Annotated in this window: 16 protein-coding genes; 9 read left to right on the top strand and 7 right to left on the bottom strand. The window is 48.3% G+C overall.

Going from position 1 to position 24,856, the window contains the following annotated elements; translation table 11 throughout:
* Positions 1-117 precede the first annotated feature (117 nt).
* From D3H65_RS28420 to D3H65_RS28405, 4 genes are all read left to right on the top strand, one after another.
* A complete protein-coding gene (locus D3H65_RS28420) occupies positions 118-3,813 on the top strand; it encodes a DUF7948 domain-containing protein (RefSeq protein WP_119053541.1) in 3,696 nt (1,231 codons plus the stop codon).
* A 151-nt stretch (positions 3,814-3,964) separates the two neighbouring features.
* Positions 3,965-5,059 carry a PorP/SprF family type IX secretion system membrane protein gene (locus D3H65_RS28415; protein ID WP_245999610.1) on the top strand — a complete coding sequence of 365 codons (1,095 nt, stop codon included), beginning with the start codon at positions 3,965-3,967 and terminating at the stop codon, positions 5,057-5,059.
* Between the two features lie 134 nt (positions 5,060-5,193).
* Positions 5,194-8,871 carry a DUF7948 domain-containing protein gene (locus D3H65_RS28410; RefSeq protein WP_119053539.1) on the top strand — a complete coding sequence of 1,226 codons (3,678 nt, stop codon included), beginning with the start codon at positions 5,194-5,196 and terminating at the stop codon, positions 8,869-8,871.
* Between the two features lie 31 nt (positions 8,872-8,902).
* Positions 8,903-10,282 (top strand): amidohydrolase family protein, encoded by a 1,380-nt coding sequence (locus D3H65_RS28405; RefSeq protein WP_119053538.1) that lies wholly within the window; start codon positions 8,903-8,905, stop codon positions 10,280-10,282.
* Between the two features lie 113 nt (positions 10,283-10,395).
* On the opposite strand, the gene D3H65_RS28400 is transcribed toward D3H65_RS28405, so the two are convergent.
* Complete coding sequence (locus tag D3H65_RS28400; RefSeq protein ID WP_119053537.1) at positions 10,396-11,298, bottom strand: aldo/keto reductase; 903 nt, start codon at positions 11,296-11,298, stop codon at positions 10,396-10,398.
* A gap of 131 nt (positions 11,299-11,429) precedes the next feature.
* Between D3H65_RS28400 and D3H65_RS28395 the strand changes: the two genes are divergently transcribed.
* The 3 genes from D3H65_RS28395 (at position 11,430) to D3H65_RS28385 (ending at position 13,049) form a co-directional block, all read left to right on the top strand.
* Positions 11,430-11,609 carry a hypothetical protein gene (locus tag D3H65_RS28395; RefSeq protein WP_119053536.1) on the top strand — a complete coding sequence of 60 codons (180 nt, stop codon included), beginning with the start codon at positions 11,430-11,432 and terminating at the stop codon, positions 11,607-11,609.
* 112 nt (positions 11,610-11,721) lie between these two features.
* Positions 11,722-12,180, top strand: a complete 459-nt coding sequence (locus D3H65_RS28390; RefSeq protein WP_119053535.1) for a VOC family protein — start codon at positions 11,722-11,724, stop codon at positions 12,178-12,180.
* Positions 12,181-12,368: 188 nt separating this feature from the next.
* Positions 12,369-13,049, top strand: coding sequence for an NUMOD4 domain-containing protein (locus D3H65_RS28385; protein WP_119053534.1), 681 nt, complete (start codon positions 12,369-12,371; stop codon positions 13,047-13,049).
* A 163-nt stretch (positions 13,050-13,212) separates the two neighbouring features.
* Here the strand turns inward: D3H65_RS28385 and D3H65_RS28380 are convergent, their stop codons facing one another.
* From D3H65_RS28380 to D3H65_RS28355, 6 genes are all read right to left on the bottom strand, one after another.
* Positions 13,213-14,271, bottom strand: coding sequence for a phytase (locus D3H65_RS28380; RefSeq protein ID WP_119053533.1), 1,059 nt, complete (start codon positions 14,269-14,271; stop codon positions 13,213-13,215).
* Between the two features lie 24 nt (positions 14,272-14,295).
* Entirely contained in the window at positions 14,296-15,324 is a 1,029-nt protein-coding gene (locus D3H65_RS28375) for a hypothetical protein (protein ID WP_119053532.1), read from the bottom strand.
* A gap of 170 nt (positions 15,325-15,494) precedes the next feature.
* The gene (locus tag D3H65_RS28370; RefSeq protein ID WP_119053531.1) at positions 15,495-18,203 is read right to left on the bottom strand and encodes a TonB-dependent receptor; all 2,709 of its coding nucleotides are present in this window, start codon (positions 18,201-18,203) and stop codon (positions 15,495-15,497) included.
* A 313-nt stretch (positions 18,204-18,516) separates the two neighbouring features.
* Positions 18,517-20,175 carry a tetratricopeptide repeat protein gene (locus D3H65_RS28365; RefSeq protein ID WP_119053530.1) on the bottom strand — a complete coding sequence of 553 codons (1,659 nt, stop codon included), beginning with the start codon at positions 20,173-20,175 and terminating at the stop codon, positions 18,517-18,519.
* Positions 20,176-20,266: 91 nt separating this feature from the next.
* Positions 20,267-20,521, bottom strand: coding sequence for a hypothetical protein (locus tag D3H65_RS28360; protein WP_119053529.1), 255 nt, complete (start codon positions 20,519-20,521; stop codon positions 20,267-20,269).
* Positions 20,522-20,539: 18 nt separating this feature from the next.
* A complete protein-coding gene (locus D3H65_RS28355; RefSeq protein WP_119053528.1) occupies positions 20,540-20,788 on the bottom strand; it encodes a class I SAM-dependent methyltransferase in 249 nt (82 codons plus the stop codon).
* A gap of 128 nt (positions 20,789-20,916) precedes the next feature.
* Here D3H65_RS28355 and D3H65_RS28350 point away from each other — a divergent pair, with 128 nt between their 5' ends.
* Both D3H65_RS28350 and D3H65_RS28345 read left to right on the top strand, forming a co-directional pair.
* Positions 20,917-24,105 carry a TonB-dependent receptor gene (locus D3H65_RS28350; protein WP_119053527.1) on the top strand — a complete coding sequence of 1,063 codons (3,189 nt, stop codon included), beginning with the start codon at positions 20,917-20,919 and terminating at the stop codon, positions 24,103-24,105.
* A gap of 140 nt (positions 24,106-24,245) precedes the next feature.
* Complete coding sequence (locus D3H65_RS28345) at positions 24,246-24,848, top strand: Crp/Fnr family transcriptional regulator (protein ID WP_119053526.1); 603 nt, start codon at positions 24,246-24,248, stop codon at positions 24,846-24,848.
* The last annotated feature ends 8 nt before the right edge of the window (positions 24,849-24,856 follow it).

Genomic DNA, 24,856 nt, shown 5'->3' with positions numbered 1-24,856 from the left:
TTAGCCCCATAATCGACTGTTTATACTGCTTTAAAATTGGATTAAAATTCCCCCTGTCACCAATAAGAACCGGGGATAGCAGACGTTATTATTAAGTAAATTGTAAAAAATAAATCTTTGGGTAGGAAAAGTTTGATAGTTACCGTGCTCTTTGTTGTTGCCACCCTACAGATTGTTGCACAGAGTGGCAATTCAGCCTTTGAGTTCACGGAAAACAGAGGTCAGTGGGATAAGCAGGTACGTTTTAAAGGCGAGGTCTCTGCCGGCGCCTTTTATCTCCAGAAAAATGGGTTTACGGTAGTACAGCACAATGGTGATGACCTCAACAGTTTTTTTCACCGTCACCATAAGGCCGATGAACAAGGCAGGACCGGACTAACCCGGCCCGACCGGAATTCCAATAGCAAACCCGGCTCACCCGGTACGGGCAAACCAGGATCAGGTCAACCCGCTCCTACACCTCCCGTTATCCGTTCACATGCTTACCGGGTGCAATTCCTGGGCGCTGATGAGAACAGTATGGTAATGCCCGACAAGCAGGTACAAACAAGCACCAGTTACTTTATTGGCAATGATCCTTCCAAATGGGCCGTCAATGTACCGGTGTTCCAGGCCGTCGTTTACAAGAACATCTACCCCAACATTGATATCCGTTATTATTCCGAATATGGCCGGCTGAAATATGATCTTATTGTACATCCCGGTGGCGATCCTGCTACTATTGCCATGCGGTATGAAGGCGCCGACAAATTATCAGTAAAGAATAATGAACTCACCATTAAAACCTCTGTGGGCGATCTGAAGGAACTGTATCCTTATACTTACCAGTTTGACATGACCAATGGCAAAAAAGAAGTTGCCTGTAATTATGAGCTGGTAGATAAGAACACGGTAAAATTTAGAATAGCCAATTATTCCAAAACCAGCACACTGGTTATCGATCCTACCCTCGTATTCTGTTCATTTACCGGCAGCCCGGCCAATCAATACGGTTATACCGCTACACCGGGGCCTGATGGCTCCCTGTACTCCGGCGGTATTGTTTTTGGCAGTGGTTTCCCTACTACCCCCGGCGCTTATCAAACAGGCTATGTAGGAGGTGATGATGTGAATAGCCTCGGCGGTATTGATATGGGCATTTTTAAATTTACACCGGATGGCAGACGCTCTTATGCGACCTACCTGGGTGGTAACAGAAATGATTACCCGCATAGCCTGGTGGTAGATGGACAGGGTAACCTGGTAGTAATGGGCAAAACTTATTCCTCCAACTGGCCGGGCACCGTAAAGGGTTCCGGCGGCGGATCGGATATTGCAGTAGCCAAATTAAATGCTACGGGCACTGCGCTGATCGGCGCCTTGCGCATTGGCGGTAGTTCTGATGATGGCGTGAATGTAAAGAACCAGATCGAAAGCGGCGGTTCGCAAACATCTACGGTACGTTTTTATGGCGATGACTCACGCAGTGAAGTGATACTGGACAATGCCAACAATATTTATATCGCTGCACAAACACAATCAACCAGCGGTAGCAGCCTTTTCCCGGTATCAGCCGGTGTATTCCAGGGCACACCGGGCGGTGGACAGGATGGTGTGGTCATCAAGATCAATCCCACGTGTACGGATATTGTATGGGCCAGTTTCCTGGGAGGCACCAAAGATGATGGTGCTTTTGTATTGGCCTTGAATCCTATCAACAATGAATTGTATGTAGGGGGCGCCACTACTGATGGCGCTGGCTTTCCCGGTAATAAATCGGGCGCTTACCAGTCGGCTTACCAGGGAGGCATAGCCGATGGCTTTGTAACAAGGATCACCAACAATGGCGCCAGTATCCTCAATACCACTTTCCTGGGTACCGGCTTCTTTGATGCGGTATATGGTCTTAAGTTCGACAAGACAGGTATTCCGTATGCCATGGGTGTAACGGAAGGGGCATGGCCGGTTATCAATGCCGCCTGGAGCATTAAAGATTCAAAACAATTTGTGGTGAAGATGAAGCCCGATCTGTCGGGGCTTATTTACTCTACCGTTTTCGGTAATGGATCGGCCCGGCCCAATATATCACCAGTAGCTTTCCTGGTAGACCGTTGTGAGAATGTGTACATCTCCGGCTGGGGCGGCTGGCTGGAACCAGGCAACGATCCCTATCATATGGATGGCGTAGGCAATATGCCGCTCACGCCTGATGCGATCAAATCCACTACAGATAACCGTGACTTTTATTTCATCGTGATCAAGCGCGATGCCACTGAATTATTGTATGGTACTTATTTTGGACAAAGTGGCGGTGAAGGCGAGCACGTAGACGGCGGCACCAGCCGGTATGATGCCCAGGGCGTTATTTACCAGGCCATTTGCGCCAATTGCTTCGGATCGCAGGAATATCCTATTACGCAATCATTTCCTACTACACCGGGTGTGTGGGCCGAAAGAAATGGCAGCCCGCAATGTAACCTCGCAGCCGTGAAGATCGCCTTCAACTTTGCAGGTGTAGCATCAGGCCCCAAGGCTTATTTCAATAACCTGCCCGATACCGTGGGTTGTGTGCCCTTTACGCTTCACTTCCGTGATACGGTACGCAATGCCAAAAGTTATGAATGGGATTTTGATGGAGATGGGGTGACCGATGAAGTCACGACGGATTATGATGTGACCCATACTTTTCCGGTGGTAGGCAATTTCCGCGTGCGGCTGATAGCTGTTGACCCGACTACCTGTAACCAGCGGGATACAGCCTATGTCACTATCCGGGTGCGGGATGATCCCGCCAATATTGATTTTGTTGCCGTAAAGGATGGCCCCTGTGAATCATTGGGCTTTAATTTCATCAATAAATCCACCGCTCCTCCGGGTAAGCCATTTGGCGCTGCCAGCTTTGCCTGGGACTTTGGTGATGGCACCCCCATCGTTCCCACCAACATCGATCCGGTGAAACACTATTTTACAGCACCGGGTACTTACCCCATCCGGTTGATCCTGCTGGATACCAATTATTGTAATGGCGGCGACTGGAAACAGGTAAACCTGGGTGTAGTGGCCAATGTGGAAGCCAGGGTGGAAACACCACCCACGGGCTGCGCCCCCTACGATGCGTATTTCAACAATACTTCCCTGGGCGGGCATGATTATTTATGGGATTTTGGAGATGGATCTCCCTTGTCTACTGAAATGAGCCCCACCCATCGCTATGATAATATCGGCACTTATAATATCCGGCTGATCGTAGTGGATTCCAACACCTGTAACAAAAGGGACACGCTCGATTTCAGCATCACGGTGAATACCAAACCTACGGCAGCGTTCAGTGTAACCCCTGTACCACCGCAGGTCAACAAACCAACTATTTTCCTGAATCAGTCTATAGGAGGCAACTTATACCATTGGTTCTTTGGTGACGGGGATTCTACTTCCACCAGAACCATGGAAAATGTACAGCACCAATACAATGCTACCGGTACGTATACAGCCCTGCTGATCACGTATAATGCGGCTGGCTGCTCTGATACCGCCCGCCGTACAGTAGAATCATTGATCGATCCGCTGCTGGATGTGCCGAATGCCTTTACACCGGGCAGGGGCAATAAAAGCAGTATTGTGAAAGTGGTCGGATTTGGCATTGTGAAAATGACCTGGCGCATTTATAACCGCTGGGGGCAAAAGGTATTTGAGACTACCAACCGCAATACCGGCTGGGATGGCACCTACCAGGGTAAAATACAACCAATGGACGTATACACGTATACGCTGGATGTGGTATTTACAGATGGAAAACCATTGCGAAAAACAGGCGATATAACGCTGATTCGTTAATTATTGGTTATTGGCCACTCGTCACGGCACTGGTTTATAATAGTTGTCCGAAATGATCCATTTCAGCCAACCGGAACAGTGGCAATAAACGTATATTTATAAAGAGCAATTGCAAAGGGGATACTGCAACTGTAACATTAAAAAAATGACTATGTGTGAGCAAAGTGGGATGAACCAGGAAACTACAGGCGATTCTGCCGGTACCATGTCATATTGCATCAGAACATCTTTCGTGTTTTTGCTGTGCGGGCTGCTGGTTAGCAACCGATCGGCAGGACAGGATCTGCATTTTTCCCAATGGTTCAACTCCCCGCTTACCACCAATCCGGCCAATACGGGCTTTATTCCTGATGCCGACTACCGCATAGGCGCCAATTACCGCAACCAGTGGTCCAATGTCATGTCGGTACCATATAAAACTTATAGCATCTGGGGCGACGCCCAGGTATTCCGCAACCGCATTGAAAGCGGCTGGCTGGGATTGGGCGGTGTGATCTTACGTGATGTAGCCGGCTCCAGCCAGCTTACCTCTACCAAAGTGTATGCCTCTGCAGCTTATCACCAGATGATCGGTATCTCACACCTGCTATCGGCAGGGTTCAATGTAGGCTGGTCCAATAAACGGATTAATACCAGCGCCCTGAAATTCCCTGACCAGTTTGACGGCAAGTTCTTCGATTCCAACTTCCCATCGGATGGTATACCGGAAGCTACCAATATCAATTATTTCGATGTACAGGTGGGCCTGAACTATGCTTACTTCCCTACCGACAAAATATACCTGAACGGAGGCGTAAGTGCCTGGCATATCAACAGGCCCCGGGAATCGTTCTTCAGTTCCGATCCGGCGGGTTATGATTCGCGCATATCGCCCCGTTACAATGCCTTTGTCAATGCCAGCCTGAAGGTAACGGATGAGGTGATCCTGAATCCGATGGCCTATTATAGCCTGCAGGCCAAATCCAATGAACTGGTGGCCGGCGCCAATGTACAATACAACTTATCCGGCGAAGGGGGGGAAATGCAGGTACTGGGCGGTTTGTATTACCGGCCGGGCGACGCCTTTGTTCCCATGATCGGTTTTGAATACAAAAATATACGGCTTACATTCACTTACGATGCAACTACCTCCTCTCTGAAACAATACAATAACAGCCGGGGCGCTTATGAATTTGCTTTGATGAACAGGGGCTTTTATGATGAATACAATGGAGACAAAAGGCAGTCCCTGTGTCCAACGTTTTAGCAGCAAGAATTCAGAATACAGAATACAGAATACAGAATTTAGAATACAGAAGAATACAGCGTTTAGTCCAGGGTATAGCATAATGGCTGGTGTTTAGCACCACCGCCTGATCTCTATTATGCAACCATTAAAGCATGCCATTGAACAGGAAAAAGCTCATATTCATTCCTATCCTCCTTGCCGCCCTGCGACTAACTGCACAGAGTGGAGCTTCCTCTTTTGAATTCACCGAAAATAAAGGCCAGTGGGAAAAGCAAGTGCGGTTCAAAAGCACCTTGTCTACCGGCGCTTTCTTCCTTCAGCAAAATGGGTTTACCGTAGTACAACATAATGGAGACGACCTGAATAGTTTCTTTGAAGGTAACCATGAAGGGGATCAGCGTAATGCAACCGGTAATACCCGGTTAAGAAGACCCGACAGGGGACCGCACGGACAGCCTGCTACCCCACCCCCTGCACCCGCGGTCATTCGCTCACATGCTTACCGGGTAAAGTTTGCAGGCGCTAATGAGAACAGTATAGTAGTACCAGATAAACCAATACCCACACATACCAGTTATTTCATAGGCAACGATCCCTCCCAATGGGCTACCGATGTACCCGTGTACCAGGCCATCGTGTACAAAGACATTTATCCCAATATCGATATTCGCTACTACTCCGAATACGGCCGCCTGAAATATGATCTTATTGTGCGTCCCGGCGGAGATGTGAGCAAGATAGCCATGCAATATGAAGGGGCCGATAAACTATCTGTAAAGAACAATGAGCTGATCATTAAAACATCGGTGGGTGATCTGAAAGAATTGTATCCCTATTCGTATGAGTTTGACATGACCACCGGTAAGAAAGAAGTAGCCTGTAATTACGAACTGGCAGATAAGAATACGATAAAATTCAGGGTGGCCAACTATTCCAAGACCAGTACGCTGATCATAGACCCCACGCTGGTATTTTGTTCTTTTACCGGCAGTTCGGCCGATCAATATGGGTATACGGCCACGCCCGGACCTGACGGCTCGCTGTATTCAGGTGGTATCGTATTTGACAAAGGATTTCCTGTTACTACGGGAGCTTACCAGGTAGACTTCCAGGGAGGTTCCTCCAGCGGTGGCGGGAAAGGCGTGGATATGGGCATCTTTAAATTCACCCCCAATGGCCAGCGGGCCTATGCCACTTACCTGGGAGGAAATGGCAATGACTATCCCCACAGTCTGATATGTGATGCACAGGGCAACCTGGTGATCATGGGTAAAACATTTTCTTCCAATTATCCCGGCACGCTGAAAGGCAAGGGGGGCGGCTCTGATATTGTTGTTACCAAACTGAATGCAGCCGGCACGGCGCTCATTGGATCACTGCGCATCGGCGGTACGGGCAATGATGGCGTCAATATCAAAGATCAGTTGGGCGCTACGATGAGCCCCAATGCCACCTTCCGGTTTTATGGCGATGACTCACGCAGTGAAGTGATACTGGACAAAGCGAATAACATTTATGTTTCGGCCCAAACCCAATCATCCGGAACCACGGATGGCATGCCGGTAACTACCGGCGTATTTCAGTCTGGCAATGCCGGTGGTCAGGATGGTACTATCATTAAGATCAACCCTACCTGCACAGATATCACCTGGTGTACTTACCTGGGCGGCAGTGGCACGGATGGCGCTTTTGTACTGGCGCTCAACCCTTCTACCCAGGAACTGTATGTAGCAGGCGCTACCACCAGCACTGATTTCCCGCCACTCAGCAAGCCGGGGGTTTATCAATCCGCCTTTGGCGGCGGGGTAACCGATGGATTTATTTCGCGTATCTCCAATGATGGCAGCACGCTGATCAGCACTACCTATATGGGCACTGCCTCTTTTGATGCGATCTATGGCATCCACTTTGACAAGGCAAGTGTTCCCTATATCATGGGGGTTACCGAAGGAAACTGGCCGGTGATCAATGCAGCCTATAGCATTCCCAACTCCAAACAATTTATAGCCAAATTAAAACCAGACCTTTCGGGCTTTATCTACTCCACGGTTTTCGGCAATGGCTCGGCCAAACCCAATATATCGCCCGTGGCCTTCCTGGTAGACCGTTGCGAAAATGTATACATCTCCGGCTGGGGCGGCTGGCTGGTGCCCAATCCCAACAATGCCAATATGGATGGTGTGGGCAATATGCCCATAACGCCTGATGCTATTAAAAGCACTACTGATAACCGTGATTTTTATTTTATAGTGATCAAGAAAGATGCTACCGGGCTCTTGTATGGGTCTTATTTTGGACAGGAGGGTGGCTTTGGTGAACATGTGGACGGAGGCACCAGCCGCTATGATGAGCAGGGCGTTATTTACCAGGCTGTTTGTGCCAACTGTGCACAGGACAGGGATTATCCCATTACCAAACGCTTCCCTACTACACCGGGCGTATGGGCGCCTACCAATGGCAGCAGGGATTGCAACCTGGCAGCGATCAAGATATCCTTCAATTTTGCCGGGGTAGCAGCAGGTCCCAAAGCCTATTTCAATAACCTGCCCGATACGATGGGCTGCGTACCCTTCACGCTCGTGTTTCGCGATACGGTACGGAATGCTAAAAGCTATGAATGGGATTTTGATGGAGATGGGATTACCGACAAGGTGACCACTAATTTTGAAGAGACCTTCACTTTCACCGCCATTGGCAGTTACCGCGTAAGACTGATCGCGGTTGATCCGGCCACCTGTAATGAGCGGGATACGGCCTATATTACGATCCGGGTAAGGGATGATCCGGCCGATATTGATTTTACGGCCATCAAAGACGGGAATTGTGAATCACTGATATTTAAGTTCATCAACAATTCTAAACATCCTACAGGCAAGCCCTTTGGCCCTGCCAGCTTTGCCTGGGATTTTGGAGATGGCACCCCCATCACACCTACCGGCGATGGGCCCGTTACCCATGGCTATACAGCACCGGGCACTTATCCGGTACGATTGATATTACTCGATACCAACTTTTGTAACCAGGGCGACTGGAAACCTTTGAACCTGGGAGTAGTGGCCAATGTGGAGGCCAGGGTATCCACCCCAGCCATGGGCTGTGCGCCTTATAATGCCTGGTTCAACAACACCTCTTTGGGCGGCCATGATTATTTATGGGATTTTGGAGATGGTTCTCCCTTGTCTACCGAGATGAGCCCTACCCATCTTTATCCCAATATCGGCACTTATAATATCCGGCTGATCGTGGTGGATTCCAATACCTGCAACAAAAGGGATACGCTCGATTTTGTACTAACGGTCAACAGAAAACCTACAGCGGCCTTTAGCATTACCCCTATTACTCCGGAAGTAAATAAACCAACCACCTTCCTCAATCAGGCTATCGGCGGCATCCGGTACAAATGGTTGTTTGGCGATGGCGACAGCACGATCACCACCGACATGCAGAATGTAAAACACCAGTACAATGCTACTGGCACGTATACCGCCCACCTGATCGTCTTTAACGAGTTTGATTGTACGGATACTGCGGAGCGTACGGTAGAAGCGCTGATCGACCCGCTGCTGGATGTGCCCAATGCCTTTACACCGGGCAGGGGCAACAGGAGCAGCATTGTAAAAGTGGAAGGATTTGGCATCGGCAAAATGACCTGGCGCATCTACAACCGGTGGGGGCAAAAAGTGTTTGAGACCACCAACCGGAGTACAGGATGGGATGGCACCTGGCAGGGCAAACTACAGCCCATGGACGTGTATACCTATACCCTGGACGTGGTGTTTACCGATGGCCGAACGCAGCGTAAAACAGGCGACATCACCTTAATACGGTAGACTTTGGTTACTTTGTAGTAAATAGCCTTCCATGAAAATATTACTCCCCCTCCTATTGCTCGCCAGTACTTTTTCTTTAGTGGCGCATTCGTTAGTGGCGCAGGAGCTCACAGACCCCCGGAAACAGGAAATTGTTTTCCGCAATGTGAATGTGATCCCGATGGATAAGGAGCAGGTGCTCACCAACCAGGTAGTGATCGTAAAAGATGGCAGGATCACCCTCATAGGAGATGCCCGCATGGTAAAATATGGCGCGGGCGCGCTGGTGATCGATGGCACGGGAAAATACCTGATGCCCGGTCTTGCCGAAATGCATGCGCATGTGCCGCCCATCGACGATATAGAACCTATGAAAGAGGTGGTGATGTTGTTTGCCCTGAAAGGCGTTACCACTATCCGGGGTATGCTGGGACATCCCAGGCACCTGGAGCTGCGCAGCAAACTACTCAGCGGAGAGATCATTGGGCCAAGGCTGTATACTTCCGGGCCTTCTATCAATGGGCAAACAGCCAATACAGAAGCCACGGCCATCAAGATGGTGCGCGACCAAAAAGCTGCAGGTTATGACTTTCTGAAACTGCACCCCGGGCTCACTGTTCCCAATTTCAATGCGATCGTACAAACTGCCAAAGAGGTAAATATTCCCTTTGCCGGCCACGTATCGTTCCAGGTGGGTGTATGGCGCGCTATCGATGCAGGCTATGCTTCCATTGATCATATGGATGGCTTTGTGGAAAGCCTGGTACCCGGCATTGAAAATATGACCGAGCAGCAGACGGGTCTCTTTGCCACCTTTATTGGTCACCAGGCAGATACCAGCCGTATACCCGCGCTGGTGAAAGGCTTGCGTGATCATCATATATGGGTGGTACCTACCCAGGCACTGGCAGAAAGATGGATATCTCCCGACAATACACCGGAAGCACTGAGCCAGGAACCGGAGATGAAGTATATGTCGCCCAATACACTGACCAACTGGGTCAATACGAAAAAGAACCTTCAAGGTAATCCTCAATATAAGCCGTCGGAAGTGCGGCAATTTGTTGAACTACGCAGAAAGCTGATCTATGCCTGTCAAAAGAATGGCGTAGGATTATTGTTAGGCTCCGATGCGCCGCAGATATTTGACGTACCCGGCTTTTCCCTGCACCACGAATTGCAATACCTCGTCAATGCCGGCCTTACTCCTTATGAAGCACTGCGAACCGGAACCGTTAACCCGGCTATCTTCCTGAAACGGGAAGATGCAGGCCTGATCAGGATTGGCGCCGTGGCAGACCTGGTATTGCTGAACAGTAATCCGTTGACGAATATCGGCGCTACACAGGATATTGAAGGAGTATGCCTGGCAGGCAGGTGGCTGAACAAAACCTATATTCAGCAGGGTTTGAAAAAGCTGGAGAAGAAATAAATTGTCAGGCGCTTAGTACGTTTCGACAGGCTCCTTTAGATCAGGGTGAGCCGCCCTTAGAGGGCGACCCACCCTTCGACAGGCTCAGGGTGACAACTTAAATAATATCCACCTTACCGGTGTTGATCATATTGATGCACAGGCAGCGACTGCCTTAAAATATCCAGTTCTGCATCGGACAGGATGGGTGCATCAATTGTCTTTATCGCTTCTTCCAATTGTTCTGTGGTACGTATACCCACAATAGCTGAAGTAATAGCAGGCTGCTGCAATACGAAACGCAATGCCACCTGGGTGGCGCCACGCAGGTGGGAGGTCAAAGCATGCACTTCCCTGGCAGCCTGGGAAACTTCTGCTGCTGTATAATTGAGGTAAGGTGCAGCAGGCTTGTCGATCAATAATCCTTTTGCTACGCTGCCCCTGGCCAATACACCAATATTACTTTGCCTGAGCAACGGCATACAGGACTCTTCAGGCCGCCTGTCGAGCAGGCTATACTGCATCATTACACTGGCAATGGCGGACCTTTGTGCATATTCCCTGATCACATTGGGCCTGATGGAAGAAATGCCATAATAACGGATCTTTCCCTGTTGCTGCAGGAGTTCAAATGCCTCGATGGTTTCGTCGATCGGATCATCGATGGTACCACCATGCAGCTGGTAGAGGTCTATATAATCTGTTTGCAATCGTTGTAAGCTCTCTTCTACTGCGCCCAGGATATATTCTTTACGTGGATTCCAATCCCAGCCATTTCCATCTGCCCTGGGTTGATTGCCTACTTTGGTAGCGATCAATACTTCCTGCCGCTTGCCGGCAGCAGCTATCGCTTTACCCAATGCGATCTCATTGCGGCCCTGCTGGTAAATATCTGCTGTATCAAACAAGTTAATACCGCTGGCGATCGCCAGGTGGATCAATCGCTCATTCACTGCATAGTCTTCTCCCAATGACATGCAACCAAATCCTATTGCACTGACTTCCAGTGTAGACCGGCCTAATATATGATAGTTCATATTTTAAAGTTGAGGCTTTTAACTGATCTATAACAAACTACATTATGATTTCTTTAATAAACCTTTCTTACGCTCAGGGGTCTTAATAGGGAAGCTTCCAATAATTACTTAACGCATTTAAACATAAAATTATGAAAACGATCTTAACATTCCTGATGCCGCTGATCGCTGTTGTTACAGGTTTAGCCAGTTTTAATCTTTTTGGAGAAGGTAATTATATGTTGTCTGCAGGACTGATCGTAGTGTCTTTCCTTTCAACCAGCGCCACTGTATTCCTGCTCAGCAATAATACGAAGGCGGTCTTTCAATAAATGCATTGTTTACAGGGTTTACATAGGGTTTATTTCAGGTGTTATTCATCGGGGTACCGCAAGGTATCCCGATCTTTTTTGTAGAAAGGCGTGTTCGCAGTATATTGGTGGTATGAAAAAGATCCTCCTTAACAGTGTGCTTGCCTGCATAGTATTGATTGCGCTACCAGCCATTTCTTTTGCACAAAGCAAAAAGCCTGAGCTCAATCACATCGCACTTTCTGTAAAGAACCTGGCCAAAAGCACTTCCTTTTACAGCAAGATCATACAACTTGATACGATCCCTGAGCCATTTCATGATGGTAAACATACCTGGTTCAGCATAGCCGCGCACAGTCATCTTCACCTCATCGAATACAGTGACCCTATCATTGTGCCAGCCAAAGGCACGCACTTATGTTTCAGCGTAGGCTCCATAGAAGACTTTATTCAACGCCTGGAAAAGAATAATATCCCCTATTCCAACTGGCAGGGAGACAACAAATCCGTCACCACCCGGGTAGACGGCGTGAAGCAATTGTACCTGCAGGATCCGGACGGATACTGGATCGAGATCAATAATGATAAGTGAAAACCAGTAGATGACAGGATCTAACAAGGTAACTCTGACACTTAATGATGTACGAAAACTTGATTTAAGACAAAAAAATAAAGCTCCGAAAGCATCCCGGGAAAAATAAGTAATACTACGGAGCATTACGAGGCATGTAGCTGGTAAATTGGAATACTGTTTAACTGTATAACCCAAGCCAACTAACTATGCCCGGAAATAATTATCCTTTCCAGAATAAGTCTATTAAAGATCTAAGGAATGAAGAATGGAAAGACATACCTGGTTTTGAAGGTATCTACCAGGCCTCCAGTTTAGGCCGGATCAAATCGCTCGACCGAACCATCCTACATGCCCGCCTGGGGCAACAATTTGTAAGCGGCAGGATCTTAAGCCAATCGATTGCTGAAAACAACAATATCAAAACGGGTGAACCCATGATCGACCTGCGGGTATCCCTGAGTATGGATGGGGTACAACATTACTTCAATACACGACGATTGATCTACATGACGTTTGTAAATAAAAAGATCAATTACCAGAAGGATGGCCTATATGTGATCAACAAAGACGGCAATGGCTACAACAATAAAGTAAAGAACCTGCAGCTGGTCACTAAGAGTGAAAAGCAAAAAAGGGTATTCACGCGCGACCGGCAGGATAGTTACCTCAAAATTGCCGACCGCTCCAAATGGCCCAAAACCTATGGAGGCTACACCCGCCGCAAACCTATCAAGCAATATACGCACCGCGGGAAATTAATTGCCAAATACGAAAGTGTAAGTGAAGCCTCACGTCAAACCGGTATTGGGGAAAAAGAGATCATCCAGGTAGCCAAAGGAGTTTATTCGCAATGGAATGGATACAAGTGGAAATATGTGAATGTTTAACGGTTTCGTGTTCCGGGTTTAGCGTTTCGTGTGCTGCACTTCCTGGTGGTTAACTAATGGCAGTTTTGTTGCAGCCCTTACATGCAGCCTCTAAGCCCCCCATATTTAGTCAGCCAGTTAGTTCTGAGGAACCCGAAACACCAAACTCCAAACCCTAAACTGCTTATTTCATCAGGTCTTCCCAGCGATAATAATGAAATGTTTTGTCGGTACTCATGGCTACAAAGAGGCCCTTTGTAAAGGTGCTGTTCAATGGTAGAGCCACTACATCCGAGCCATCACTTTCCAGGGTTGACAAGTGCACAGACCTTACCAGTACATGCTGGTGCGGATTCCCACTACTTCCTTCGCGTGTAAAGATCTGAAAGTGGTTGGTTTGCTGATCGGAGACCAATATATATCCTGTGCTATCGGTAACGGGATAAATAGAGATGCCTTCATGGTCCTGCCTGAACCCTTTTCTTCCAAAAGCTGCCAGTTCTTCATTCCCTTTGGCCGGATCAGCATAATATTTCCGTACACCATATCCCTCATCGGAATAGTACACATAACCTAAGGCGTCATCAACAGCGATCGACTCTATCTCCTTTTTACCGCTGAACAGACCAAATTTGCGCACCAGGGTGGCTTTAACTATGCCCCGGCCATCATCTTCCAATAAGTATTGCCATAAGTAACCGCCATTGCGGGGGCCTGTCTTCCTGCCTACGATCGCGTAGATCTTTCCTGTGGGGGCTTTATACAAACTTATACCCATCAGGTCCCGGTATTCCGGCTGCGTTTCTCCTACAAATACTTCAATGCCGCCGCCATCAATGGGCTTCATATCGGGTACGGAATAGATGCGCAACTTGTGGGTGAACCGCTCGGTGACCACGGCAATATCGGTAGCCCTGCCCTGCAGGCTCAATCCATACTCCACATCCACATTGTTGGGACGCTGCAGGTTGCGCACTACTTTATCCTGTATGATCTTCCCCTGCAGGTCAAATACATACAATGCGCCATCCTGGTCCTTATCTGTCCCCAAAATGAGGCTGGCGGCGGGATTGGCCGGATTGATCCAGATGGCCGGATCATCTGTATCATACTGTACGGTATCGGTAATGATAACAGGCTTTATGATATCCCCGGCGTTCGCGTCAGCAAGTCCTTTTGTTGATTTGCAAGCAGCATTTACAATAAAACATACTATAATAAGAGTCGTAGCAAAATTGCGCATGTGTTAAGTGTGATTACTGAGTAATTATTTTTCAAGGGTAAGAATTACAGTGCCGGTTTTATCATCATCCAGCTCGCCTTCCAGTTCCAATGTTAGTTTATTCGCCACGATCTTGAAAGAACCGGCATACACATATTCTTTAAACCGGCCATTGTCCAGCTCCAGTGTTTCGCCAAACTCTATATCGCCTTCGGTCTTATCATCATCCAGGTCTTCTATTTCGGCTTCTACCTCGATGACCTTGTTTTCTGTTTTTATTTTACCACAGTCATCTACCTGTTCTGTAGCTTTTAGTACCACCACAGCCTTTATTTCCTCAAATTCATATTCCAGGGTGATCTCTTTTACATCGGCCACCTGCAGGTTCTTAATATCTTCATTGATGAGGCCAAAGAGCTGTTTGAACTTTGCAAAAGCCACCGGATCGGTGTGATCCAGCTCCCATTCGCCATAAATGCCTTCGTCATCCTGCACCTGGTAGGTAAACTCTGCCGTCTTATTGACCTGCACCTGGGCGTTTCCTCCCCCGGTGAGTTGGATGGTCAGCTCCCGTTTTTTTGTATTGAATATATTGTCATCAAAGATATCTTCATCCACTTCAAATTCAATTTCCAGTTCTTCCACACCAGCCGGGAAGGTAACGGTTCCAATGCCGGTATTCACATCAAACTGCAGGGGAATATCGATGCCTTCATCTGCAGAAGTAGTGCAATCATCTATTTCATAAAACGCTTCGGCTCCTTTGATGTAATCAGACAGTTTTGAAAAGCCTTTGAAGTCTGTGACCTTAAAGTTGACGGTTACCGCTTCTTTCAGGGGCACTACTTTTCCACCCAGCTCCTTGCCGGAAGTATCTACCCTGTCGGCCAGGGTGATCTTAACACTGAATGCATCTTCATCTTCGAGGCCGCCATCGCCTTCGTCGGACAGGACCACCACTTGTGGGAACTGCTCAACAGACAAGGGGGTCACCAGGTCGTCATTTTCCTTGTCACAGGCTGCTGCACTTAACACAGCTGTCAGTATAGTTAGTTGTATCCATGATCTTTTCATATCAATAAGTTTGAGGGCGATGAATGAGATTTCTTTTTATAGCGTGTACTGTGTTGGGTATCAGGGTGAGCCGCCTTTCAAAGGCGACCCGCCCTTGATCCGGAAGCGGTAGCTCATACTGGTTCGAATACGGTGGGTCGCCCTTTAGGGGCGGCTCACCGTATTCGAGCTTACCAGTCGAACTTAACCCCGAAGCGTCCCCATTGCTGGTAATACTCCCGCTGAATGAGCTGGGTCTTATTATTCATGAACCTTTCAAAAGGCTGGTTGGTAAGATTAAGCGCTTCGGCAAATACACGCCAGTGGGCATTGAAAGCATAACCGGCACTGATATCGGCCTGCAGCCTGTCCTTCACAAAAATATCCTCTTCGTTGGTGGCTCCTACTTCGCTGAGGTACTCGCCATTGAAGTTGAACGAAATACGGGCGTTGAACTTTTTCCTTTCAAAAGCCAGGGAGATATTTCCTACATGGGTAGCCTGACCGGGCAGCCGTAACTTTTCTGTGGCATTGGGATCGGTTTCATCAGCCGAACGGCTTTGTAGGGTGGCTGCAGAATGAGCATAGGTATAGTTAAGGTAAAGGCTGAAATATTTAAGTGCGCCCGGTAAGAAACTCAGGTTGTTCTGAAAGGCAAATTCAAAACCTGCTACATTGGCCTTATTACCATTCCGGGCCTGTATTACATCAATGCTGTTGATATAAGGGGTACCGGTAAGGGGATAAGGACTGTTGAACAATACACGGCGGTAGATAAAATCATTCAGGCGTTTATAAAAGAAGCCGCCGGATAATACGCCTACATTACCAAAATAATGTTCGGCCAGCAGGTCGAGGTTGAAAGCCTTCACGGGTTTGAGGGCAGCATTGCCGGCAGTAGCCACTTCATCTTCGCGGTTGATCTCCTGTGCAGGGATGATCTCGCTGAAGTTGGGCCTGGCATAAGAGAAAGTAGCGGCAGCACGCAGGTTGGTGAAACGGCTCAGTTGGTATCGTACACTGGCCTGTGGCAGGAAAAAGTCGTAGTGGCTGCTGCCAGACACGGGCACAATGTCCTGCAAGTCGCCAGCGCCATCGATCACTACATCCTTTGAGTTGTAGTTCACGTTGGTTTTCTCGTATCGCACACCAGCCAGCACCATTACTTTGTTGAATTGCTGTCTGCCCATGATATACGCTGCATATACATTCTCTTCTGCATCGTATGCTTCCAGTGCTTCATCGATGGCTTTGTCTTCGAGGGATGCTTCAAACTGGGAAGGGTTGGCATTGAAATACCTGATAAAGGAACTCATATACAAGGGCCTTCCCAGGATATAATGACCATCCATGAACTTTTTCTTGGGCTGGTCTTCGTCAAATGCATCCGCACCAGGGATATCGGCAATAGCGCCATAATAATCCTGGGTAATGTTGTAGCTCTTCTCTTTACGGCGCATTTTACCACCCAGCTTGATGAGGCCATTGTTGTTGTTCAGCTTGTAAGGAATACCCAGGTCAAACTTGGCAGTGAGGTTTCGGTCTTTGGCGAGGGTATGACCAAAGCCAGCCTCGTCAAATTCGTACTCCTTGTTATCTGTAAACTTATCGGCTATAATAGCAGGGTACCTGGGATTGTTGTAGCTCAGTGTAGAAGGAAGGCCGGCAACAAATACGATCTCATTATCGTAAGGGGTATTTTGCCGTCCCATGGAATACTGGGCTTCATAGTTGAGGAAGAACTTGCTGAAGGTATGTTTGGCACCCAGGTTAATGGTAGTAATTGACTGGGCCTCAAAACGGTCTTTGGTAGCTTTCTCGATCTCATCATCTTCGGGAACGAACTTGGTAGCCCTTCTCCACTCGCGGTCGGTGAAGCGGCTGTACAAAGCACGCAGGTATATTTCGTGACGGGGATTGAACTTGTAATCGAGGGTACTGCTCAATCCCAGGCGGGTACGGGTCAATTGATAATCGCGCAGTTCCACTTCATTGTCCTGCGGTGATCTTTCCACGTTGTCCGATCCGAGGTCATTGTGGTAATAGCTGCTGTTGAACAGCAGGCCCAGCTTTTCCTTTTTGCCCAGTCTTTGCGCATACTGCAACTGTCCCTGGATATTGGTCTTGCGCATGAGCTGGTTGTAACCACCGGCCACCGATGCATTGATGCGGGGCACCTTGCTTTGCGCGGTGCGGGTGATGAGGTTCACAGAACCACCTACGGCATCGCCATCCATATCGGGTGTTAAGGACTTGCTTACTTCAATAGAGGCCAGTTGATCGGCGGGAATGGCATCGAGGGCTACAAAACGCACATCGGCTTCGGGCGATGGTATTTGTTCGCCATTGACACTCACATTGGTGAACTGGGGAGCGAGGCCACGTACAAAAACATAGCGGCCTTCGCCCTGGTCACGTTCTATATTTACACCGGGTACCCTTTGCAAGGCTTCGGCCGCATTGGGATCGGGAAAGCGGCCGATCTGATCGGCAGCCACCACATTCTTAATATTATCCGCATTCTTTTGCTGGTTGAGGGCCTTGGCCTGGCCCTGCAGCAAACCCATCACCACCACACTGCTTAAGCGGGCATAAGAACTGGACAAGCCAATATTCAAGGCACGGGTTTCATTTCCTTTCAATTGTAACGAGATCGTTGTATCCCGATAGCCAAGGTAGCGGACGACCACCTGGCGGTCGCCGGGATTGGCATAAATTAAAAACTCACCGTTGACATCTGAAACGGTGGCATTGTTGGTACCCAACAGGGAAATGCTGGCCCCTGTGAGTACCTCATTATTGACCACATCGGTCACCTTTCCTTTAATAATTGCCTGTTGCGCCCATGCACCCAAACTGGTGGTGAGAAGCAAGCAACAGGTGATCCACTTTGTTATCATAATTCGTTTTTTGTTCGATGCGCAAATATGATCGCTGGCCTGCCTGAATGGAAGAAACCGGCGTTAACAAAAGGGATACAAGGCCGCGTGCTGCGTGAACAAAGGGGCAACAAGGGCGTAGCAAATTGCCGCAAGCAATTTGAGATCAATTAGTTGAGTAAAGCGCAATTATCCATTAAGGAATTGTTACGCCTATCCGATTTCGAATGTAGAATGTAGAATTTCGGATTCTTCTATTCTAAGTGGTTGACTAATTGTCGCGGCTTCCAAAGTGCGGCAGCAATTCTACATCCTGCATCCTGCATTCGGATCTTTAGAGTCCCTGTATAAATGCCGTCAACGATTCTCCTTCGGAGAGATTGAGCTTTTTACGGAGGCGGTAGCGTGCTACCCGCAGGCTGTCCTGGGAAATGCCCAGCAGGGTAGCCATATCACCTGAGCTCAGGTTCATACGCAGCAGGGCAACCAGTCGCAGTTCGGCGGGGGTAAGATTCTCTGCATGCTGTTTCAGGTTGGTAAAAAAGGTCTGGTGCACCTGGTCGAAGATGGCGCGGAAATCATCCCAATAATTGTCCTGGCTAAAATTGAGGCTGATCTTTTGTACCAGCTGCCGCAATTGCTTTTTCTGGTCGCGCTTGTCATCTTCGGCTATTTCATGAAGCTTGCTGCGCAACTCTTCCAATAACTGGTTTTTCTGTATGAGGTGAAGGGTATGAGCAGATAACTCTTTGCTGCGTACTTCCAGTTCTGTTTTCAACTTCTCCTCTTCCAGTTGTTTGTTCCTGATCTCGGCCTGCATCAGCCCCTTCCCTTTCTCATAAATATCCTTGTTCTGCTCATTGAGTGCTTTTTCATTCCTGATCCTTAGGCGTTGGCGGCTGATGACGACAAGGCCCAGTACGATCAGTAAGACCACAACGAGTGCAATGGCAATGGTAATAATGATATTGATCCTTTTCTGTGTGGTGAGCCTTACCAGTTCATGGTTTTTCTTTTCTACTTCATACACGGTTTCCAGGAAAGCGATCTGCTGGTTATTGGCAGCGGCATAGATCTTTTCCACCAGGCTCCGGCTTTGTTCATTGTATTGATAGGCACTGTCAAACTGTTGCAGCAATTCAAATCCCCGGGCCATATCGCGGTAGGCGCTGGCCAGTTGATATTGGGATTGGGTTTGCAGGGCCAGCCGCAATGCCTGCCGGGTATAGACGAGCCCTTCGCGGTAATGGCCTGTCTTGCGGTACACATCGCCCAGGTTGTTCAATATTTCGATCTGGGCAATGGCATCATTGTGCTGTTGATTAATGGCCAGGGCCTGCTCAAAGCAAAGCCGGGCGGAATCATAACGGGCATAATCTTCCAGGATGCTGCCCATGTTCTCGAAGATCTTGGCTATGCCGATACTATCACCCAGTTGATGATACAAGGCCAGGGCCTTTTGCTGGTATTGATAGGCGGTATCATATATCAGCTTCTTTTCGTACCAGTGGCCCATATTGCCGTAGGAAAGTGCCTGTCCCTTTTTATCATTGCGGGCGATATTGATCTTAAGGGCTTCGGTAAACTGCAGGCCTGCCAGTTCGATCTGCTTGTTGGAATAGTATACGGTACCGAGATAATTCAGGGTAGCAGCCAGCCTGTCGGACTCATTGATGGCCCGGAATATCTTTTCGGCCTGCAATAAATGATCTATCGACTGGGTGAAGTTGCTGTAATTATAAAATACATGCCCTAACTGCTGGAGGCAGATGGCTTCTACTAGGGGATTATTCTTTTCCCGGGCAGTTGCCATAAGTTCCTTTAATATAATATAAGCTGAGTCGGGCTGGCGCTTGGCCAATTGCTCGGTTTGGTCCAATGTAAAAAGCCATTGCTTTTGCTGTGCGCGGGATGGACTGGTGATGACAGTAAACAGTAAGACCAGGAGCAGAGAAAGTAAGGAGTGTTTTATCGGAAAGCGGTCATCATGCATAAGCCCAGGTGAATTCAGGCCGCTAAAGTAAGCTGCCAGTGGGTTGTTTACGATTCCTTAACACAAACTTAATATCTCCTGTCGCTTATGGTTAGCTTATCCAGGCCGCATAGATATTGTTGCCATTGAACCGGGAAGGGGTTTCATTGATCTTTTTGATGGTGGTATAACCTGCCCCGGTAAACAAGCTGGTCAACGAAATAAAACTCAGGGGAAAAGGTACCCAGGGGTTGGCTTTGTCGGTATCATACTCTACGATGAGGAAGCGGCCTTCGCCTGCAAAAGAAGCTTTCATCTTATTAATAAAGGACAGTTGATCCTTTACATAGTGCAGGGAGTTGGCCATCAGGATACCTGTTAATCCCTACAGGCCCAGGTCGTCACTGATAAAGTCGGCGGGCACTTTTTCAATAGTAATATGGTCTGTGGCCCTGATCTGTTGGAGATCGGTATCCTTCCGGTCCACGGCATAAATGGTGCTGTTCTCACCGATCAATTGAGCGAGGGCCCTGGTAAAAAGTCCTGTGCCGGCGCCGAGGTCGGCCCAGACCTGTGCAGATGCGCTATCGAGCTTTGGTGTACGGATCAGTTGAATGGCCTGCTTCAATTCCATGCTGCAAAGAAAGATACTTCCTGTAAGAGTGCCATGAATTATTAAGTTATTATTAAGCCATCCGGGCATGTTAGAATCTAACATACCCCCCTTTCATACTGGGATAATTTTGGCCAAAATTCAACAGTATGATAGCAACAAACCGGCTCCAACAGGGCTGCGTGACCTTTTTTGCCCTAATTCTTTCTGCTTTATCTTTTCTTCCACTGCTTTCCTCTGCACAGGGAACTGATGCATCGGTGAGAGGTGTGGTATTGACTGCCAACAAAAAACCAGTTGAAGGCGCTACAGTAACCCTCAAAAACGCTTCCACCGGTTTCCAGGCAACCACGCTTACCATGAAAGATGGTAAATATTTTTTCCGCCAGCTTCCCCTGGGATCGCCCTATTCCATCCAGGTATCCTTTGTAGGGTTTGCGAATGCTTTGAAGGAAAACCTTGCCCTCAACCTGGGGGACCAGCTGATAGTAGATTTTGAGCTGCTGGAAAAAGCAGCTTCTCTCCAGGAAGTAGTGGTAAAAGCCAATACGGTGACCAGCCGCATTGACCGCTATGGTGCTTCTACGGCTATCTCAGCGCGCATGATACAACAGCTGCCCACGCAAAACAGGAACTTCAATAACCTGAGTGCGCTGGCGCCAACAACGAACGGCGGCAGTGTAAGCGGTCAGCTTCCTTCTTCTACCAATTACCAGATAGATGGTGTAAGCGCCCGGAACAACCTGACCAGTGGTGCAGTGGGCAGCGGTCCCTACTCTTTATCCATGGAATCGATCCGTGAGTTTGAGGTGATCACGAATGTATATGATGTAACACAAGGACGGTCCGGTGGCGGCACCATCAGTGCGGTGACCAAATCGGGCACCAATACATTTACAGGTAGTGTATTTGATTATTTCCGTGCCGATTTCCTGGCCAGCCCCTATGACATCCGGGGCAATAAGCGTACGCAAAGCTTTACCACCAATCAATATGGTTTTAGCTTAGGTGGCCCCATCATTAAGGACAAGCTGCATTTCTTTACTGCTTTTGACAGGCAGGATGAATCACAGCCCTTCTTTATCGCCGACATACAGGACGATGATGATGCCAACTCTTTGCGCATCAGCAAGGCGGCCCTGGACAATGTGATCGATATTGGCCGTCGCAAGTATGGGCTGGGCAATGGTCCGCAGGTGGGTGAGTTTGGCAGGAAAACAGTGGCCAATACTTTCTTTGGGCGCCTGGACTGGCAAATCGACAAACGCAACCGGTTAACGCTGCGCAACAACTATAGTGACTGGAAGAACCCGGTGAGCAATAGCGACAATAGCAGCATCAACCTGTATGAAGTATACGGTGATTTTAAATCCCGGGAAAACAGCTTGCTGTTGTCCTTACGCAGCCAGTTAAACAGCAATGTACTGAATGAACTGAAGTTCCAGTACCAGGTTACTACCCGCAATTATGTTCCCAACAGCGAATTGCCTTCGGCCAATATTCCCCGCGCTATTGTAACTGTGCGTTCGCAATTACCCAATGGTACGATGGGCAATACCACGGTGCAGTTGGGCGGTCAGCGCTTTAACCCGGAGGATAACCTCGAGCGTCAATACCAATTGGTGAACACCACGTACCTCAGCAAAGGAAAATACAATTTCACTTTTGGAACAGACAATACGCTGACCTACCTGGATACGTATATCTCCAATGAGCAGAATGGACGATTTATTTTCAACAGTGTGGAAGAGTTTGACAACCTCAATCCTTCGCGCTATGCGCGTGAAGTACCCTTAAAAGGAAAACCATCTGTACAGCAGTGGGTGTTGAACGCCTCTTTATTTGGCCAGGTACAGTTTGAATTACTGAAAGATGTAGATGCGGTTTTTGGCGTACGGTATGATGTGACGAGCTATCTTACCAAAGGTGATTATAATGCAGTAGTAGATCAAGCCCTGGGATTGCGTACCGACAACAATGCCAGTGACTGGAACAATGTACAACCGCGTATGCAACTGACCTGGGATGTAAAAGGCAATAAGAAAGATATCATCCGCTTTGGCGCAGGTATTTTCTCTGCCAACCCGATCACGTATGCCCAGGTAAACAATATCCAGAACAGTGGAACGAAGGTGGCAGCTATTGATGTTACGCGTCCTTCCACAGGCACCAACCTGGTACCCAAGCCCAATTTCCCCAGTTACCGCAATGATCCTTCTACAGCGCCAGGTGTAATAGCAGGAGTGCCCACGGTATCTACGATCAACCTGAACAGCCCTGACCTGGAAGTGCCCAGTATTTTTAAAGCGAATATCAGCTACAATAAAATATTTGGCAACCGCTTCAGACTGGGCTTCAATGTTCAATACGCCTATACCTGGGACAACTATGTATACCTGGACCGCAACCTGGTAGACCAACCTTACTTCACCCTGGCCAATGAAGCCAACCGTGGTGTATTTGTACCAGCCAATACGATCACTTCCGCCGGCATTACAGACAATGTACAAGGACGAAAAACACAACTGGTAGGCCGCACGCTGGAGTTTACGAATGGCGCCAAGATCAATCAACTGGCAGCCTTTATAGATGGTGAATACCGCTACTTCCGGGATGGCTATATCAACTTCAGCTATACCTATAATATTACGAAGGATAACACCTCGTATAATGGTAACGTAGCCAACACATCTACCTTCCGCCCTATTAAATCAGACCCACGCAGTCTTAGTGAGATGGATTATTCTGACAACCAGTTCAGGCATAAGGTAGTTTTGTATGGTGCTACGCCTACCTTCAAGGGCTTCTCGCTGAGCGGTCGCTTTACGGGCCTTGGTGGTTCGCGTTATTCTTTAGTAGTGGATGCAGATATCAACGGCGACTTTGTAGGCGGCCCCGGCAACGACAATGACCTGGCTTTTGTATTTGACCCCAATGATCCCAAGACAGCCACGGCCATCCGTGAATCGATGCTGAAGGTATTGGCCAATCCCAACAGCCGGGCTAAGAAGCATATCCAGGAATCACTGGGTAAAATAGCCAGCAGGAATGGCGGCGAGAATCCTTTTACGGGTACTATCGATGTAAGGCTGGCTAAAGAATTCAAATTGTATAAGACACATAAGCTGAGCCTGAGTGTCGATGTGTTCAACTTTGCCAACCTGCTGAATAAGCAATGGGGCGGCAATTACAACCTGGGCGCACAAACATTGCTGACTGTAAGCGGTTTCAACCAGGCTACGAAAGAATACCAATACCGGGTAAATGAGAATGTGGGTGTTACCACCCGGAATGGTACTCCCTACCAGGTTCAGATCGGTGCACGCTATAGCTTTTAAGGCATCACGTTTTAAGATCCAATACCGGACAAAGACATATTCAGGAATTACACAATGTGCAAAAGTGCTCCTGCCTGCAGGGGCACTTTTCATATTCCGGTAACATAGGGTAACTAATTTGGTGAATGAATTGTTAAGGCATGATACACCCCCGCGACAATGGCCTGTTTGCTTACCTGCAGTGGAAGCATGATAGCCGGATAGCTCAACATGTGCTTGTAAAGAAATACAAGAAAGGGGCCTATATCTATGCGCCGCCTACACGGATGAATTATATATGCGAGATCGTTTCAGGCGCGGTGAAGCTGGGTTGTTTCTCCGATAAGGAAGATGTGATCCATGAATTGCTGGAGCCGGGAGAGTTCTTTGGCAATTTCCGGTATTTGCCGGGCAAGCCGTTTGCAGAACATAGCAGAACGATTGTGGCCAGCGAGGTGCGACTGTATGAGATCGATTTCTTTAAAGACATTGTCAACAGAGACCCGGTAACCTCGGACTGGTTTATGGCCACGATCACCTCGCGGTGGTGCAAAACAGAGTGCCGCTTACAGGAGATCACTTCCTTTGAACCCCGGCAAAGAATACGCCGGCTGTACCAGCAGCTTTCGAGACCGGTAGTGGATGCTTACCAGCAGGTCTATCAACTTAATGAACTGATCACGTTTAAAGAGATGGCTGATCTTACAGGGACTACCCGGCAACTGGTAGCGCAGGAACTCAAGACTTACTCACTCAACGCATAAAACGCCTG

The organism is Paraflavitalea soli (assembly GCF_003555545.1).
Taxonomy (GTDB): Bacteria; Bacteroidota; Bacteroidia; order Chitinophagales; family Chitinophagaceae; genus Paraflavitalea; species Paraflavitalea soli.
This window is presented reverse-complemented; position numbering and strand designations above follow the sequence as displayed.

Coding starts and splice junctions, on each gene's coding strand:
- D3H65_RS28390 (WP_119053535.1), top strand. CDS start 11,722: ATGAAAAAGATCCTCCTTAACAGTGTGCTTGCCTGCATAGTATTGATT.
- D3H65_RS28345 (WP_119053526.1), top strand. CDS start 24,246: ATGATACACCCCCGCGACAATGGCCTGTTTGCTTACCTGCAGTGGAAG.
- D3H65_RS28355 (WP_119053528.1), bottom strand. CDS start 20,788: ATGGAATTGAAGCAGGCCATTCAACTGATCCGTACACCAAAGCTCGAT.
- D3H65_RS28400 (WP_119053537.1), bottom strand. CDS start 11,298: ATGAACTATCATATATTAGGCCGGTCTACACTGGAAGTCAGTGCAATA.
- D3H65_RS28370 (WP_119053531.1), bottom strand. CDS start 18,203: ATGATAACAAAGTGGATCACCTGTTGCTTGCTTCTCACCACCAGTTTG.
- D3H65_RS28380 (WP_119053533.1), bottom strand. CDS start 14,271: ATGCGCAATTTTGCTACGACTCTTATTATAGTATGTTTTATTGTAAAT.
- D3H65_RS28360 (WP_119053529.1), bottom strand. CDS start 20,521: ATGGCCAACTCCCTGCACTATGTAAAGGATCAACTGTCCTTTATTAAT.
- D3H65_RS28385 (WP_119053534.1), top strand. CDS start 12,369: ATGCCCGGAAATAATTATCCTTTCCAGAATAAGTCTATTAAAGATCTA.
- D3H65_RS28350 (WP_119053527.1), top strand. CDS start 20,917: ATGATAGCAACAAACCGGCTCCAACAGGGCTGCGTGACCTTTTTTGCC.
- D3H65_RS28405 (WP_119053538.1), top strand. CDS start 8,903: ATGAAAATATTACTCCCCCTCCTATTGCTCGCCAGTACTTTTTCTTTA.
- D3H65_RS28410 (WP_119053539.1), top strand. CDS start 5,194: ATGCCATTGAACAGGAAAAAGCTCATATTCATTCCTATCCTCCTTGCC.
- D3H65_RS28415 (WP_245999610.1), top strand. CDS start 3,965: ATGTGTGAGCAAAGTGGGATGAACCAGGAAACTACAGGCGATTCTGCC.
- D3H65_RS28365 (WP_119053530.1), bottom strand. CDS start 20,175: ATGCATGATGACCGCTTTCCGATAAAACACTCCTTACTTTCTCTGCTC.
- D3H65_RS28395 (WP_119053536.1), top strand. CDS start 11,430: ATGAAAACGATCTTAACATTCCTGATGCCGCTGATCGCTGTTGTTACA.
- D3H65_RS28375 (WP_119053532.1), bottom strand. CDS start 15,324: ATGAAAAGATCATGGATACAACTAACTATACTGACAGCTGTGTTAAGT.